19 protein-coding genes are annotated in these 15,702 nt (G+C 55.1%); 4 read left to right on the top strand and 15 right to left on the bottom strand.

The features are described 5' to 3' along the window. Window positions 1-107 precede the first annotated feature (107 nt). The gene (locus tag NFS35_RS00600; RefSeq protein WP_251205203.1) at window positions 108-611 is read left to right on the top strand and encodes a DUF5721 family protein; all 504 of its coding nucleotides are present in this window, start codon (window positions 108-110) and stop codon (window positions 609-611) included. Here the strand turns inward: NFS35_RS00600 and NFS35_RS00595 are convergent. The 9 genes from NFS35_RS00595 to NFS35_RS00555 all read right to left on the bottom strand — a co-directional run bounded on the left by NFS35_RS00595 (window position 608) and on the right by NFS35_RS00555 (window position 6,929). Next, window positions 608-964 carry a SpoVA/SpoVAEb family sporulation membrane protein gene (locus NFS35_RS00595; RefSeq protein ID WP_251205416.1) on the bottom strand — a complete coding sequence of 119 codons (357 nt, stop codon included), beginning with the start codon at window positions 962-964 and terminating at the stop codon, window positions 608-610. The genes NFS35_RS00600 and NFS35_RS00595 overlap by 4 nt on opposite strands. A 256-nt stretch (window positions 965-1,220) precedes the next feature. Beyond that, window positions 1,221-1,715, bottom strand: a complete 495-nt coding sequence (locus NFS35_RS00590; protein ID WP_251205202.1) for a shikimate kinase — start codon at window positions 1,713-1,715, stop codon at window positions 1,221-1,223. Window positions 1,716-1,718: 3 nt separating this feature from the next. Further along, a complete protein-coding gene (locus NFS35_RS00585; protein ID WP_251205201.1) occupies window positions 1,719-2,093 on the bottom strand; it encodes a RidA family protein in 375 nt (124 codons plus the stop codon). Window positions 2,094-2,128: 35 nt separating this feature from the next. Beyond that, on the bottom strand, window positions 2,129-2,371 hold the full coding sequence (locus NFS35_RS00580) for a hypothetical protein (protein ID WP_251205415.1): 243 nt from the start codon (window positions 2,369-2,371) through the stop codon (window positions 2,129-2,131). Between the two features lie 55 nt (window positions 2,372-2,426). Beyond that, window positions 2,427-2,894, bottom strand: coding sequence for a zinc ribbon domain-containing protein (locus tag NFS35_RS00575; RefSeq protein ID WP_251205200.1), 468 nt, complete (start codon window positions 2,892-2,894; stop codon window positions 2,427-2,429). A gap of 192 nt (window positions 2,895-3,086) precedes the next feature. Beyond that, on the bottom strand, window positions 3,087-4,115 hold the full coding sequence (gene spoVAD, locus NFS35_RS00570; protein ID WP_251205199.1) for a stage V sporulation protein AD: 1,029 nt from the start codon (window positions 4,113-4,115) through the stop codon (window positions 3,087-3,089). Window positions 4,116-4,353: 238 nt separating this feature from the next. After that, entirely contained in the window at window positions 4,354-5,454 is a 1,101-nt protein-coding gene (trpS, locus tag NFS35_RS00565) for a tryptophan--tRNA ligase (protein WP_251205198.1), read from the bottom strand. Between the two features lie 314 nt (window positions 5,455-5,768). Next, a complete protein-coding gene (locus tag NFS35_RS00560) occupies window positions 5,769-6,347 on the bottom strand; it encodes a helix-turn-helix domain-containing protein (RefSeq protein ID WP_251205197.1) in 579 nt (192 codons plus the stop codon). Between the two features lie 291 nt (window positions 6,348-6,638). Continuing rightward, entirely contained in the window at window positions 6,639-6,929 is a 291-nt protein-coding gene (locus NFS35_RS00555) for a hypothetical protein (protein WP_251205196.1), read from the bottom strand. Between the two features lie 921 nt (window positions 6,930-7,850). Here NFS35_RS00555 and NFS35_RS00550 point away from each other — a divergent pair. From NFS35_RS00550 to NFS35_RS00540, 3 genes are read left to right on the top strand one after another with little or no spacing between them, the layout of a single operon-like run. After that, a complete protein-coding gene (locus NFS35_RS00550) occupies window positions 7,851-8,300 on the top strand; it encodes a LytTR family DNA-binding domain-containing protein (protein ID WP_251205195.1) in 450 nt (149 codons plus the stop codon). 10 nt (window positions 8,301-8,310) lie between these two features. Next, window positions 8,311-8,778: a DUF3021 family protein gene (locus tag NFS35_RS00545; RefSeq protein WP_251205194.1), complete on the top strand. Its 468-nt coding sequence runs from the start codon at window positions 8,311-8,313 to the stop codon at window positions 8,776-8,778. Further along, the gene (locus NFS35_RS00540; RefSeq protein WP_251205193.1) at window positions 8,775-9,089 is read left to right on the top strand and encodes a hypothetical protein; all 315 of its coding nucleotides are present in this window, start codon (window positions 8,775-8,777) and stop codon (window positions 9,087-9,089) included. Before NFS35_RS00545 ends, NFS35_RS00540 begins: the two co-directional genes overlap by 4 nt. Before the next feature lie 13 nt (window positions 9,090-9,102). Here NFS35_RS00540 and NFS35_RS00535 read toward each other — a convergent pair whose 3' ends face one another. From NFS35_RS00535 to NFS35_RS00510, 6 genes are all read right to left on the bottom strand, one after another. Next, window positions 9,103-9,864, bottom strand: coding sequence for an MBL fold metallo-hydrolase (locus tag NFS35_RS00535; protein ID WP_251205192.1), 762 nt, complete (start codon window positions 9,862-9,864; stop codon window positions 9,103-9,105). A gap of 17 nt (window positions 9,865-9,881) precedes the next feature. After that, complete coding sequence (locus tag NFS35_RS00530) at window positions 9,882-10,349, bottom strand: GyrI-like domain-containing protein (protein ID WP_251205191.1); 468 nt, start codon at window positions 10,347-10,349, stop codon at window positions 9,882-9,884. 44 nt (window positions 10,350-10,393) lie between these two features. Beyond that, complete coding sequence (locus tag NFS35_RS00525) at window positions 10,394-11,494, bottom strand: vWA domain-containing protein (protein ID WP_251205190.1); 1,101 nt, start codon at window positions 11,492-11,494, stop codon at window positions 10,394-10,396. 92 nt (window positions 11,495-11,586) lie between these two features. Next, window positions 11,587-12,327, bottom strand: a complete 741-nt coding sequence (locus tag NFS35_RS00520) for an AAA family ATPase (protein ID WP_251205189.1) — start codon at window positions 12,325-12,327, stop codon at window positions 11,587-11,589. Between the two features lie 175 nt (window positions 12,328-12,502). Next, window positions 12,503-15,325 carry a cation-translocating P-type ATPase gene (locus NFS35_RS00515; protein WP_251205188.1) on the bottom strand — a complete coding sequence of 941 codons (2,823 nt, stop codon included), beginning with the start codon at window positions 15,323-15,325 and terminating at the stop codon, window positions 12,503-12,505. A 124-nt stretch (window positions 15,326-15,449) separates the two neighbouring features. Continuing rightward, on the bottom strand, window positions 15,450-15,602 hold the full coding sequence (locus NFS35_RS00510) for a hypothetical protein (protein WP_251205187.1): 153 nt from the start codon (window positions 15,600-15,602) through the stop codon (window positions 15,450-15,452). Window positions 15,603-15,702 lie beyond the last annotated feature (100 nt).

The raw sequence follows: 15,702 nt of genomic DNA, 5'->3' as shown, positions 1-15,702 counted from the left end.
GAAAAAGGTGCAGGCCATGCAAAACACCGGCCACCGATTGACCGCATGCCGAATTTTATGATATAATCCTTTTCGACAGGAATTTCATCAGAATCAGGAGGATTTCCATGAAACAAATGCAGATTACTTCCATGAAACAATTTATGAACCAGCTTCTGGTGGCAGATACTTTCGAGTCTTTCCTGCTGCAGGAGGCTGTCATCAGCACTGCATGCACCTTTCACATAGACGGACACGTCAACCAGGAATTCTTTGGCAGCGACGGGGATTCCTCAGAAAAAGATACTTATGAATTCCGCCCCTGGGGCAAAGTGAAAGGGCTGTGCTTTGACCTGATTAAAGGCAAGCGCACACCCCTGTTCTTCCGTTTCGTACTGCATTTAATGCCCGACAAGGCGGCCGCCCTGTTGGAAAAAGAAAACTGTGACGTGGAACCGTCCGAAGTGAAAGCCCTGGTGCTGAACATCCGCTACGACGGCTCCAAGGCTACCCTTACCACCGGCACCGCCCTGAACAGCTTCCATCTGTCCAAAATGCCGGACGCCATCTGGGACAAGGCCCTGCGCAAGTTCCTGGACGGCAAAGGGATTGCCTATGAAGAGCTGGACTAGCGCTTCATTCTGGACTTGAAGATGAGGCTGGCCAGATAGCCGAATATCAAAGCTGCGGAAGTTCCCACGGCCCCGGCCTTGAAGCCGCCTGCGAATAATCCCAGCAGCCCCTGTTCATCCACTGCCTCTTTGACGCCTTTCATCAACACATTTCCAAAGCCCAGCAGAGGCACGCTGGCTCCGGCTCCCGCGAATTCCTGAAACGGCTCGTACCATCCAAGGAATCCGATTACCGCGCCGGTCACCACCAACAGCACCATGATGCGCCCGGGCATCAGTTTCGTCTTCTCCATCAGAATCTGCACCAAAGCGCATATCAGGCCGCCCACCCAGAACGCATTTACATAATCCATCATATACTACTCCCTCTGCGGGCGGTCCAAAACGGCTGCCCGCTCCTTTCTTTGCCATACTCACGAGCGGTAAAATCTGCCGCAATGTCCCTGGAAGCTTTCGCTCGTGAATCGGGTTGCCTGGCAAGTTTTAACAATCGTCAGCATGAATTTCGGTTTCATGGGACTAGTATCTGCCATTTTTTGAAGATTATGTATCTGCTCTTTCATTCTATGGCCCGTTTGCTGCTTATTTATGGCCTGCGGGCGATGCCTGTCAGTTCAAGACCGCAATCCTCTGGACCACTTCCCGAATCCGTATCCCATGGCAGTCTATCGTTTCATGGGCATACTTCTCATACAGGGGAACCCGCTCCTCATAAAGATCCGCAAGGGTCTGGCCCGGCATCAGCGTCACGCCCCTGGCATTCAAATCCCCCAGACGCTCGGCCACATCCTCAAGAGGAAGCTTCAGATAAACCACTGTGCCGATTTCCCGCAGGTGCTCCATGGCACACGCTCCGTAGATGACGCTTCCGCCTGTGGCGATGACGCTCCTGCGGGGCTTTAAGGAGGCGTTTACCTCCTCTTCAATCTTCCAGAAGCCCTCCACGCCATGCTCTTCTATCAGCTCGTGGAGCAGCTTGTCATGTTTTTCCTGAATCACCAGATCGGAATCCACGAAGCGGTATCCCAGCCGCTTGGCCAACACCACGCCCACGGTGCTCTTTCCCGCTCCGGGCATTCCAATCAGCACGATATTATCCTTCATCTCCTACACCGCAGCGATGACTTCCACTTCACAGAGGACATTCTTGGGCAGGGTCTTTACCGCAACGCAGCTCCTGGCCGGCTTCTCCGTGAAATATCTGGCATATACTTCGTTGAACGCGGCAAAATCTCCCATATCAGCCAGAAAACAGGTAGTCTTGACTACATTTGTGTAGTCAGTCCCTGCCTCCGCCAACAGTGCGCCCACATTCTTCATCACAAGCTCAGCCTGGGCAGTGATATCCTCGCCCTCTATATTGCCTGTGGCAGGGTTGATGGGAATCTGGCCCGACGCGAAGAGCATGCCGTTTGCGATGATGCCCTGTGAATAAGGGCCGATTGCCGCGGGCGCTTTATCTGTCGAAATCTTCTTTAACATGGTAATTTCCTCTTTTCTTTATTATTTGAAAAATTTCAGTCCGTCTCCGGCTCGTCAAACTCCGCCGTCACATAAAAGCCTCTGGCATTTTCCACCACATCCACCACTACGCCCTCGCCGCTCTTCAGACGATTGCGGAAAGGAATATTGGCGGACATGGCGAGAGCCGGGTCTATCACATAGTAATAGTTGCTGGGAAGCAGACCCTCTGTCACCGTAATCCTTTGTCCGGGCTCTAACAGGCCTTTTCGCTCCATCTTGAATTCCATTCTGCGCAGAACGCCCACCTCCCCTTTTTCCTGCCTGTGCCTCTCTTTCGTCCCCCGGCGGCCTTTAAACCTCTGTTCCCTCTGTCTCCCCGGACTTCACTTCTTCCGCCTTTTCCGTCTCCTGGGGAGCCTCGCTGTAGTCCGCGTCGATAATCTCCTTTTCCTCGTTTACAGGATCCGTGCTGGCCACCACGATTGGCGTGCCGCATTTGTCACAGAACTTGCTGCTCTTAGGCACCTCTGCGCCGCAGCCCGGACAGGTATTGACATTCTTCAGCGTCTTGATTCTCTCCGTATTGGCCTCGATGTCCGCTTTGATATCCGCAGCCTTGGATGCCCACTCTGCCACAGTCTCGTCCTCGGACAGAAAGCCATTCTCCAGGACATATTTGCCCACTTCCGTATAGATGTTCTTCATGCTCTGGTTCAATGTGCTGATTTCCACATTGAGCTTCGCCACGCCGGCTACCTCCTTGCTCTTGGAAATCGTGTTCTGTGCCGCCTGATTCAGCTTCTCTCTCCAATTTGCCATAACTTCTTTACCCCTTTCCTTCTTTAAATAATATGTAAGCATTTGCAAAATGCCATCAAATACCCCTCACTATTCTATATTATATAGTTCTATTGATTCTTTGTCAACAGACAACAGCAGAATCGGACAGCCGACGGCTGTTTTGCAGCAGTCAGATGCCCGATTTCTCTCATGCTCTTCTCTGTTTCATGGCTATATGGTCTCAATCACCAGCGCATGGGCGATGCCCGGCACGCTCATGCCCTCGTTGAAGCTGGTCTTGCTCAGCAATGCGCCAGTGGGCATGAAGAGCACCTTTTTCCAGTTGCCCTCCTCCAGCTGCTTCAGGATATAGGCGGACAGGGTCACGGCGCTGCAGCCGCAGCCGCTTCCCCCGGCATGGGTGTCCTGGGAGGCCGCGTCATATATTTCAAGGCCGCAGTCCATATGCTGCTCGGATATGTCGTAGCCCTGCTTACGGAGCAGGTCGATCAGCACACGCTGGCCCACCTTTCCCAGGTCGCCGGTGATGATTTTGTCGTATTCTTCCGGTTGACCGGCAAAGTCAGTGAAGTGCTGTTCCAGGGTGGAAGCCGCTGCCGGAGCCATGCATGCCCCCATGTTCATGGAGTCCTTCAGGCCGTAATCCACCACTTTCCCCACGGTCATGGCGCTGATCCGGGCTCTGGCTTTCCGCCCTCCTCCCTCCGGTTCATCCGTCAGCACAAAGGCCCCGCTGCCTGTGACAGTCCAGGTGGCGGAGAGGGGCCGTTGACTGCCATAGTCCAGGGGGAAGCGGAATTCCTTCTCCGCGCTGGCGAAATGGCTGGAGGTGACGCAGGCAACTTTGTCGGCAAAGCCGCCGGCGATGCTCATGGCCCCCAGAGCCAGCGACTCACCGCAGGTGGAGCAGGCGCCGTATACGCCCAGCAGGGGAATCTGATAGGAAGAGATGCCGAAAGAAGTGGCCATGGATTGACCCAGCAAGTCACCCGCAAAGATATAGGAAATGTCTTCCGGCCGCAGACCCGCCTTTTCCAGGGCCAGTCCCACGGCCTCTTTCTGGAGGGCGCTCTCCGCCTCCTCCCAGGTCTTGCAGCCGAACATGTCGTCCCGGCCTACCTTGTCGAACAGCAGGCCCAAGGGCCCCTGTCCCTCCTTGGTGCCCACTATGCTGGCGCTGTTCAGGATATATACCGGCCTCTCCAGCCGGACGCTGGCTCTGCCCAATTTCTGGTTCATAGATTTTCCTCCTAATTAAGTCGCTGCGCGACGGCTCTGAAGGGTAAAGTCACTTCGACGCACTTTTTTGAGAGGAAATTTTTCTCGAAAGTTCACTCGCAAAATTTTCCCTCGTGCGTCTTCGCGACTTTACCAGGCTGTATACAGGGCTGTCGCTGCGCGACGGCTAACTACCATTATTATCTCCGGGGGAGGAAAATCTATTCTCAGTTTACTGTCAGAATACGGCTTTTCTGCCCTACGCCTCGTATTTCTCGGCCTGGGCGCGTATCAGTTCTGCGTCTTCAAAATAATTGATGCGCATGGCGCTCTTGACCTCGGACAGAGTTCTTGCCGCCACCTCCCTGGCTTCATCGGTGCCCTTCTTCAGGATATCATAGATGGCGGGGATGTCCTTCTCCCACTCTTTCCTGCGGTTCCGGATGGGCTCCAGGGTCTCCTGCATGATGTTGTTCAGGAACTTCTTCACCTTCACGTCCCCCAGGCCGCCTCTCTGGTAGTGGGCCTTCAGTTCGTCCAGGTTCGCGTAGTCGGGCAGATACCGCTCGAAATGCTCCTGCCTGCAGAAGGCGTCCAGATAGGTGAATACCGTGTTGCCCTCCAGATGGCCAGGGTCGCTGACCTGCAGGTGCAGCGGGTCTGTGAACATGCTCATAATCTTCGTGCGCACTTCATCCGCCGTGTCCGCCAGGTAGATGCAGTTGCCCAGGGACTTGCTCATCTTGGCCTTGCCGTCCGTGCCCGGGAGCCTGCGCCTGGCCTCGTTCTCCTGCAGAAGGGCTTCCGGCTCCACCAGCACAGGGGCGTACACCGTGTTGAACTTGTGCACGATCTCCCTGGTCTGCTCGATCATGGGCAGCTGGTCGTCCCCCACGGGGACTGTGGTGGCCTTGAAGGCGGTGATGTCCGCCGCCTGGCTGATGGGGTAGGTGAAGAAGCCCACAGGGATGCTGGACTCGAAATTGCGCATCTGGATCTCGCTCTTCACGGTAGGGTTGCGCTGGAGCCTGGCCACTGTGACTAAGTCCATGTAGTAGAATGTCAGCTCGCACAGCTCCGAAATCTGGGACTGGATGAGCAGAGTGGACTTCTCCGGGTCAAGGCCGCAGGCGATATAGTCCAAGGCCACCTCGATGATGTTCTGGCGCACCTTCTCAGGGTTCTCGATGTTGTCCGTGAGAGCCTGGGCATCGGCGATCATGATGAATGTCTTCTCATACTCGCCGGAATTCTGCAGCTCCACCCGCCTGAGCAGGGATCCGATATAGTGGCCTATGTGCAGCCTGCCCGTGGGGCGGTCTCCTGTGAGGATGATTTTGTCGCATGCTTTGTTTTCCATGATAATTGTCTCCTTTATACGGGATGTCTGCGGCCCGGGGAATGGCCACGGTGGCCGATGTGACCGTTTCCGGACATCGTGACCTCTCCTGGCCGCTATGACCGTTCCTGGACATTGCACCCCTTCCTGGCAATGACAGAGGACTTGGCACCATCCCTGGCCAACACCCATTATAGCACTTTGATAGTAGAATCGCTCTTTGACTATTATATCATGGATTTGCGGATAGGCAATCTTATTTTTGAACTTCTTTTCGCCTTTCTTTCCGTCTTTTTGGGCCTTCTTTCGGTCTTCTTACAGCCTTCCGGGGCCGTTCATGCCAGAAAGAGTTTTGCCAGAAAAAAGCTCACTATGAAACCGATTGCCGCGCTTCCAAGCGCGTACAGCACCGTTTGGTAGTGACGTTTTCCAAGCTCCTGCCAGGTCTCCATCTCGTCCAGCCGCCGTCCTTCCGTAAACGCGACGATTTCTTTGTAGGTATGGATGTCATTGTCCTTTTTGACTTTCTCCACCTTCACCGCAAAATACATTGTGACCCCAGCCAGCGCTGCCCATGGAATGAGCGCGTACCAGCCCATCCACGCGACAAGGGGCACCGCCGAGAGCACTGTCGATGCCAGGAGCGCCGCATAGATGTTTCCATAGCGGTTCAGCCTCCTGATTTCCGTTTCCTTGATTTCTTTTCTCATGCGTTCAACATCTCCTTTTATCAATTGGTCAAGGGATATGTCGAACAGTGTGCTTAACAGCAACAGGCTGTGGATATCCGGGTAATTCTTATTCGTTTCCCAGTTAGAGACAGTCTGCCTGCTGACGTACACCTTTTCGGCCAGCTGCTCCTGTGAGATTCCCATATTGCTGCGATACTTCCTGATCTGCGCTCCGACTTCCAATTTTCCTCTCTCCTTTCCTTTTATTTCCCTGATGCCTGCCGGTCTGCGGGCTGCGTCCGGAACATGCCCTTACATGCGTTCCCTGACCTGCGCCGCCTTGCAACGGCGACTTGTATCCCTGACCTGCCCCGCCTTGCAACGGCGACTTGTATCCCTGACCTGCCCCGCCTTGCAACGGCGACTTGTATCCCTGACCTGCCCCGAGTGTACCATCAGACAGGTGCAAGTTCCACCAAAAGCCTTTGACATTGGCCTGAAAACAGGCGTCAAAGGGGTTTGACACAGGAAACATCAATGGCAGATTCGGGGCATTTTATGGCCAGATGACAAATCTGTCAGTTCTGCCCTGCAGCAGATTAAGGACAGGAAGAAGATGCTCCGGGTATACCGTTCTCCTTCATCCTCAAAAGTCATATCCGTTATGACAATATCCGAATCGCTGTCGGATTCCGTATCGAGACTCATATATTCAATCTGCATCCCATGGAGACTGGACAGCTTCCCGTTCGCATATTCCTCATCAAAAGCCCCCCTTATAGCGGGCCTCAAAACCATCGTCTTCCCGTGTGATGTCACTTTCATCCCAGTCCACCGTCACGGTCTTGCCAGTGACCAACTCGACTTCGATATAATCTATCTCGAGATCTTCTATATCGGTATCAACGCAGACAGTCACCTCACGATACCCTTACAGAACCGTGCGTGCGGCTCTTCCTCACTAAGGATGGTTTTCTCGAAAGATTCCCATTTCTTCACAGGGCTTTCCCAATCCTCTGCATCTTCATCCTCTTCATCCTCTTCTTCCTGTATCGCTTCCTCGTATTCCTCTGCAAATTCCTTCCAAATATCATATGGCGGAAGCTGAAAAAAACACTCCCCTGTATACGAATCTATATCACAGGACTCTCTCTTCGCATAGTCTATGTAAAGCCGGATGCCCTGCCCCTACGGCTTATTATACCACTGCCGGACAGTTCTGTAAAAGTGTCCTGTCCAAATCAGCACGCAAATCGGCATTATCGGCATTTCAGACCGATATCGGCCTGATTTTCCTATCTGCTCCTTTTTGCCCTCCGGCGGGAAGGAGCTGGAGCGCCAAGAATATGATTTCGTCCGCGGAAATGACAGGTTCCTGGAGGCGGAAAAACAGCCGATAAAAAATAAAAGCTTTGCTGGAGACCATAAATAAAATATAAATCCGGCTTGTCGCGTCCAAGTAGCCCTCCAGGGACTTGCTATTATAACAGAAACAGAAAGAAAAGAGCATAGGGAGAAAAGATGGAAAAGAGAACGGGAGAAAATTGGCAGGATAGCCGCAGAGCAGTTTGTCAAGTGGTCGTGGAATACTGGTTACCCTATGGGTTCTTTTTGCAACTATTGTTTGTAATTCTTGACAGTACCCTTTTACCGTCCATCTCGAATCTGCCGCCACCTACGGCCAAAATATGGATTTCCCGCCAGGAATCAGATATAATCATCACAGAAAGCTTAGGAGGTGAGGACTTGAATGTTACAGTGAAAATCGACCCGGAGGTGAAAGATACGCAGGTTCTGATCACAGCGGAAAAAAGGAGCCGGTTCCTTTGCCGTCTTGTGGACGTCATAGAGGATTTTGATAAAAAACCTACTGCTTCGCTCACCGGCTATATCGGCGACAAGGCGTACCTGATTGATGTGGCGGACATCCTGCGGATATATGCCGCGAACCAAAAGGTGTATGTCCAGACGGCCAAAGCAGAATACCTGCTCCGCCACAGGCTGTACGAACTGGAGGAACTGCTTGACAGGCAGCGCTTTCTGCGGATATCCAACTCCGAAATCATCCATGTCAGGAAGATTCAGGATATCGACCTGAGCGTTACCGGGAGAATCTGTATCCGTTTCAGGGAGGATGTGTACACTTATGTGTCAAGAAGATATATTCCAAAAATCAAAAAATCATTGGGGATATGAGGTGATGTGAATGAAGAAAACAATCTTAAAATGCGGCGTAAACGGGATGCTTTGGGGAAGCTTTGCCTTTCTGCTCTTTTCCATCCTGCTATCCTTGCGCCTGAACACGGGCGAATTCTGTTTTGTGCTGCCTGCGCTGGCGGCTGATTACGGAAATGGAATGACTGCCGGGATTCTGCAGATTCTGGCCTTTCTCTGGCTGGGAGGGATGTGCGGGGCTGCGTATGCTATCGGGAACAGTACGAATCTGGCCTTGTGGAGACAGGCTGCGGGGTATCTGTGCGCTCTGACCGCCGGGCTTGGGCCGGTCTCATTTTTGGGGCGCTGGTATGAACATCTGTTCGTCGGAATATTCAGCTATCTGATTTTCCTTGGATCCATATCGGCGCTGCTGTATCTCATCGGCTGGATAAACTTGCGGAATGATATTGTAAAAATAAGGAACGCCATCCAGGCGGACAAGGAGGGACTGCAATGAACAGACTATCATCTGACAGCAAAAAAATCGTTATCTGGCTGTGGGCAAATTATGGCATCTTTGCCGCCGCCTTTTTCATCCTGGGAACTCTGGGCAGCGGGAACCGCACCATACTTTGGGTCAACTTCATCCTCGATGTGGCTATCTGCGCCGTATCGTTGGTGCTCAACATCCTCCTGTTTCTGCCCAGGCACAAGGTCTCTTTCCTGGGCAAGATTACGCTCATGTTGATTACTTTGTGCCTGGCAGCGTTCACATGGTTCGCTTTTTTGATGCCGGAGAACGGATTGCCGCCGGTACTGTTCTGCTGATAACCCTTCCCCGTCACAGCCAGACCGCCCAGTCCCCATAGTCGAAAGTGCCGCTCCCATGGTGCAGCTTCCCGGCTTCTTTCAGCTCCCGGAACCCGTCCCGCATCCGAAAGATGATTTCCGGCCGGATATCCAGAGAATGATGCGCCGGGAACACCTTCCGGGCAGGCAGAGCGGCTATCCTTTCCAGGGAGGCAAGGTACGCCTCCGGGTCTGTGGACGGGTAATAGGCGAACAGCGTGTCCTTGTAAACCAGATCCCCGGTAAAGAGATACCCCCGCTCCTTTTCCCAGAAACACATGTGCCCCGGCGAATGCCCCGGCGTGTGGCAGACTTCTATCCTCCGGCCGCCTATGTCGATTACATCCCCGTCCCGCAGAACCCGCGTTGGCTTTCCCTGAAACAGCTCATAGCCGCTGACATCATAGCCTTCCGGCAAATCACACCGGTCAATGACCATGCCCCGAATCGTCTCCATGGAGAGCGGGAAGCCGCCGGACAGCCAGTCCAGCTCCTCCTCATGGGCGCAGAACTCCGGAAAATATTTATGCCCGCCGATGTGGTCCCAGTGGATATGGGTGGCCACAGCCGTGACCGGCCTGTCCGTCAGCTTTTCCACTTCCTCATGGATGTCGCAGATTCCCAGCCCTGTATCAATCAGCAGGCTGCCCTCGGATCCGTTCAGGAGATAGCAATGGGTCTCCTCCCAGTGGCGGTATTCGCTGATGCAATAGGTATCTTCGTCAATCGTATCAATCGTAAACCATTTCTTCATCTTTCTCCTCTTTTCTCCTACCGTTTCTTAATGGGAAAGAACATATAGCCCTGTCCATTCTCCGCCGGACAGTTGAAATCATGGACGGCCCCTGCCAGTTCCAGGCCCTGTTCGGCCATATAGTCCAGCACTTTCCGGAAAACATCGTCTTCCGAGGCTTTCACATACAGGTATTCGTAAGCCGGAATCGTCCACTTCACCCAGCCCGCCGGGGCTTCCGCGCCGTCCGCGGCCTCCACGCCCGCCAGATACAGGCCTTCCGTAAACCCATTCTCCCATGGCCGGAAAGAATGGGAAAAATCGGACATGGCGCCCCATATCCCCGCCAGATTGCCGTCCCCGTCCTTTTGGGCCAGGTGCTGCACCTCCTGGAAATGGCCGTTGGCATCCTCCCAGAGTCTCTGGATAAAGCCTTCCCCATCATTTGTAGAGCCTTCCTTTCCTATCACGGAAAAGGATTCCTTCACGCATCTTTTGATTTCCATCTAATCATCTCCTCTTCTTTCTTTTGCGCATCAAAAAAGCTTTTCTATTCCAAATAAAATATCGGCCCTTTGGCCGGAAAAGGAAGGCTCCTTCCCCGGGGCACCAGAAACGCGTGATCCCGTCCAAAAAGGTTCAGCCTGTCGCACTCGCAGTCGGTGATGATCAGCAGCGGGGCCTCCTTCGGGAAATCCCCGGCCTGCTCCAGCAGCTCCACCCCCGGCTGGAGCACCGTGCCGCCCCGCCCCCGCACCCGGACGCTGCCGGCGATGTCCGACGCCTCCATGTACCCCTGGTCGTAGGGGGACGCATCGCAGAACACCACCCGCACCCGGTTCACGTCCCGGGCGGCGCTGTAGCTGGCGATGGCCCCCAGAGCCGCGGCCAGCAGGGCCCGGTCCATGGAGCCGGAAGTGTCCAGCAGCACGCCGAAAGTCCGCCCCTCCCGGGCCGCCTCCTCATACCGGTAAGAGGGCCGGGGGATGTCCGGCGTGGCAGACTGTCTCCTGCTGAGCCTGGCATAGGTGCGCCGCTTTTCCAGAGGCTCGAACCGCTCGTCGAACCACCTGGCCAGTTCCACGTCCCAGGGGATGGGCGGCTGGGACAGGGCACGGATCTCCTCCACCAGCCCGGCGGGCAGGTAGCCCCTGTTATGGGTCTGATGGAAGTCCAGCCCCCGCTGGATGGCCGAGCGACACCATTCATCCAGATCCACGAAATCTTTTGTCTCCTCCCAGCCGGGCGGGCCGAAGACAATGTCGTGGCAGGCCATGCGCCTGTATTTGCGCAGGTTGACGGCCAGAATGTCATAGACGCTCTCCGCCGACAGCCCCGCAAGCTCCGGGTCGTAGAGCAGCCCCTCCGGCATGGAGCCCACCTCCATGTCCCGCAGCCACTGGTTGATCACATAATCGCAAGCTGTGTTCCACAGTTCCGGATCCCGCTTGCCCAGCCGCCGCTCATGGCACAGAGCGGCGTGAAGGTATTCATGAGCCAGCACGAACCTCCACTCCTGCTCGGTCAGGTGAGCATTGGGATTGACATAAATCTCCCGCATCTGAATGGAAATCGCGGCAATGGAAATGTCCATCCGCTGTGCTACAAGCGCGTCTTCCACCAGCCGGAAGCCGGAGGCTATGCCCCCCAAAAGAGGATAGCTGGACAGGAACCATATCCGCCCGTCCGCCGCTCATGGTGGAGAAATGCAGATAGGCCGGGTCACTGTGCTCTTTCAGCCAGTCATACAGCTTTTCCTCCTCCCTGGCCTTTGACGGCAGGGGAAAATCCAGCTCCCCGGGCACCGTGCCGATGTGGAAGTCCGCCAGATACCTGGCCACCACACAGTCGCAGGCGGCATTCCAGAGAAAATCCTTCTCCCGGGGGCGTGGAGAAGGGCTCCTCGCTCTTGGGGGGTTTTGCCCACAGATGGTCCGGGCGGCTGGTGATGTAGTCGTAGATGTAGGGATGGATGCCGTTTGCGGCGGCCCATTCCAGCCAGAGCCTGGGGCTGGCGGTGAGCTCCACATGGAACATCCGGTTCACCAGCGCCGAGGACATGGGCCGGGTGATGGCGTTGTCCTGGGCCCGGTTGCCCGCGCCCACCACGATGGAGCCCTCCGGCAGGCAGTATTCCCCGATCCGCCGCTCATGGATGAGGGAATAGAATGCTTTCTGCACCTCCGAGGTGCAGGCGTTCAGCTCGTCCAGGAAGAGGACGTAGGGCTCCTGTCTGGCGATGGTCCGGGGCGGGCAAAAGACGCTGTATCCGTCCCTGATCTGAGGGACGCCGATGATGTCCTCCGGGGCCAGCTGACTGCCCAAAAGGGAGACACAGGGCAGCCCCAGGCTGTCCGCGAAGTCCTGGACAATGGCGGACTTGCCGATGCCCGGCGCGCCCCAGATGAACACCGGGCGGATCAGCCCTACATTCAGCAGGACGTCCAGCAGCTGTTTATGGTTTACGGTAACGGTGAGATTCATGGAATTTCTTTGCTCCCTTGTGCGCTGTTCATTTTGTCTCATTATACAGAAAGAAGATTCCATTTACAATAGTCCCAATCGATTTATTGCCGCTAATGAAATGCGCGTATAAAGATACATTCATAGAGCCTGGAAAATGGGAATCTGGATAAATAAGTCTGTAAAATGTTTATTTTTAATCTGCTTTATGATAATTTTTGCCCAGAAACGTCAGCGCAAATATCTCATGGGCGAACAGGGGCGCCGCGGCCAGTACGCACAGGCGCATCCATTCTCTGCCGGACAGCGTGGATGTCCCGAAAGCCTGGATCAGGAACGGAATCTCCGTCACCGCGAACTGCAGCAGGAAGCCCGCCGCGCAGGCCAGAATCATCAGTTTATTCTCCAGATGGTTCATCCGGAATACCGAGCGCTGGGTATCCCGCATGCCCACCGCGTGGAAGAGCTGGGACATGCCGAGCACCGTGAAAGCATAGGTCTGGGCCTTGGAAAGTACGGAGCCGTTCTGCAGAATCTGCGTCAGATTCTCCAAAGTCACCGCCAGGCCGTTCGTCCGAAGCAGCGCCCAGGGAAGCATCAGGAACGCCGTCAGGCTGACGCCGGCAATCAATACGCCGTAAAAGCAGGTGCACAGAAGTCCCCCTCTGGCGAACAGGCTCTCATTCGCCTTTCTGGGCTGCTGCCGCATCAGGCTCTTCCCATCGTTTTTGTCCACCCCCAGCGCCAGTGCCGGCAGGGAGTCGGTAATCAGGTTGATCCAGAGGATATGGCTGGACTTCAGGGGGGACGCCATGCCGCATATCACCGCGAAGAACATGGTGATGATTTCTCCCAGGTTGGAGGAAAGCAGGAAAATCACCGACTTCCGGATGTTCTCATAGACGCCTCTCCCCTCTTCGATGGCCCGTCTGATGGTGGCGAAATTGTCGTCGGTCAGTATCATGTCCGATGCCTGTCTGGCCACGTCCGTTCCGTTCTTTCCCATGGCAATGCCAATGTCCGCTTTCTTTAAGGAAGGGGCATCGTTCACCCCGTCCCCGGTCATGGCCACGATTCCCCCTCTCTGACGCAAAGCCTCCACAATGCGCACCTTCTGGGCCGGGGACACCCTTGCGAAGACATATATGTCTTCAATCTTTTCAATAAGTTCCTCCTCCGACAAAAGCCCCAGTTCCTCCCCGGTCATGCATTGTTCGGGACGCCTCACGATGCCAAGCTGTCTGCCGATGGCGAAAGCCGTGTCCACATGGTCTCCCGTAATCATGACGGTCTTCACGCCCGCTTCCTTGAAATCGGCCACTGCCCTGGCGGCTTCCGGCCTGGCGGGGTCTTTCATGCCCACCAGCCCTAAGAAAATAAGATTCTCCTCCGTGGCTTTCGGGCTCTCCGTCTGCATGGCCACCGCAAGGGTGCGCAAGGCCTCTCCTGACATCTCCTCCACCGCCCCGAGAATCTGTCTGCGATGGCGTTCGGTCAGCCGGACGAAGCCGTTTTCCGTAAATATCCGGGTGCACCATTTCAGCACCTCGTCCGGCGCTCCTTTTGTATAGGAAACTGTATGTGCCGTCCCGCCATAGCCCCGCAGGCTTCCAATGTCAGCAATCTCCGCAGCCCTCAATTCCCCTCTTCCGCTCTTAACGTAATGGTTTCCCGATATGTCATCTTTTCTATGCAGTGTAGTCATCATCTTTCTGTCGGAATCGAAAGAAAGCTCATCCACCCTGGGCATGAGGCTCTCCAGCCGGGCTTTCTCTATTCCGAAGTTTTCCGCAAAGTCCAGCAGCGCCAGTTCCGTGGGGTCGCCTGTCCGATTATTTTTTTCCGCAATAGCGTCATTGCACAGCACCATTCCGTAATAGAAATCCGGGCAGAGGGACGGCTTGCAGTCCGCCGCTTTCTGTATCCTGCCGTCCAGCCAGCATTTTTCCACAGTCATGCGGTTCTGGGTCAGCGTCCCCGTCTTGTCGGAGCAGACCACGCTGACGGCTCCCAGGGTCTCCACGGAGGGGAGGCGGCGCACGATGGTGTTCACTTTCACCATGCGGGTGACGCTCAGAGCCAGGCAGATGGTCACCACTGCGGGAAGCCCCTCGGGCACCGCCGCCACCGCCAGGGAGATGGCCGTGATCAGCATCTCCGCCACATTCCTGTGCTGGAACACAGCGATTCCAAACAGCGCGGCGCACAACAGCAAAGACAATAGGCTCAGCACTTTCCCCAGCTCCCCCAGCCGCTTCTGGAGCGGGGTCATCTCATCCCTGCTCTCCGTAATCATGGTGGCAATCTGCCCCAGTTCCGTGTCCATGCCGGTGGCCGTCACCAGCCCCTGTCCTCTGCCGTAGGTGACGATGGTGGACATATAGGCCATGTTGCGCCTGTCCCCCAGGGGCAGCTGTGTTCCATGGAATGCACCTTTTCCATGGAATGCACCTTTTCCATGAGAGGCATTTCTTCCCTGAATCCCCAAGAATCCCGCATCCTTCTCTATAGGAAGAGACTCTCCCGTCAGGGCGGATTCCTCTATCTTCAGATTCAGGGATTCCGTCAGCCGCAGATCGGCGGGCACCTGACATCCCGCTTCCAGCCAGACCAGGTCTCCCCTTACCAGCTCCGCCGCCGGAATCTCCATGCGTCTGCCCTCCCGGATGACGAAAGCCCTGGGGCTGGTGAGCTTCTTCAGGGATTCCAGCGCTTTCCTGGCCTTGCCCTCCTGGAGCATGCCCACCGCCGCGTTCATCACCACCACCACACCGATGATGACGGCATCGCTGACCTCCCCAAGCAGCACGGAGACCACCGCCGCCACAATCAGCACATAAATCAGCGGGTCGTTCAGCTGCTCCAGAAAAGACTCTATTGTCGTCTTCTTCCGGGGAGCGCGCATCTCGTTTGGCCCCTCCCTTTGCAGCCTTTCCTGCGCTTCCCGCAGTTCCAGGCCCCTGTGTATGTCGCTCTTTAATTCCTCTGCCGTCTCCCCAATGCCCCAATTTTCAAACACGTCTGTCCCTCCCGAAGCTTGTTTCTTTTGAAAGTCTATGCTTGCGGAAAGGAAAGTATGTCCTCGACGAGACATCCCGGAAACATTCCTCGAAGCAACCGGAAGCAGCTGCTCCGTCTCCCTCCTACAGCCCTTTCAGCAGATCCTGCAGCAGCATGATATGGTATTCCTCATCCTCGATGATTCTGGCGGGCGGATAGGGCAGAGGCGTCATGACCGGCCTTACCCCGGACATGCTGCAGGCATTGACAGTCGTAAAACTTGTGCTCTTTTCCATTTAGAAGAAACCCTTTCAGATATTACAGAACGATTTACCATTAATATATTACGTTTTTCCGTCTCTGTGCCCTCTTTCGGACTTTTTCCATACTTTTTGC

This window comes from Acetatifactor aquisgranensis (assembly GCF_943193215.1).
In the GTDB taxonomy this organism is placed as follows: Bacteria; Bacillota; Clostridia; order Lachnospirales; family Lachnospiraceae; genus Acetatifactor; species Acetatifactor aquisgranensis.
This window is presented reverse-complemented; position numbering and strand designations above follow the sequence as displayed.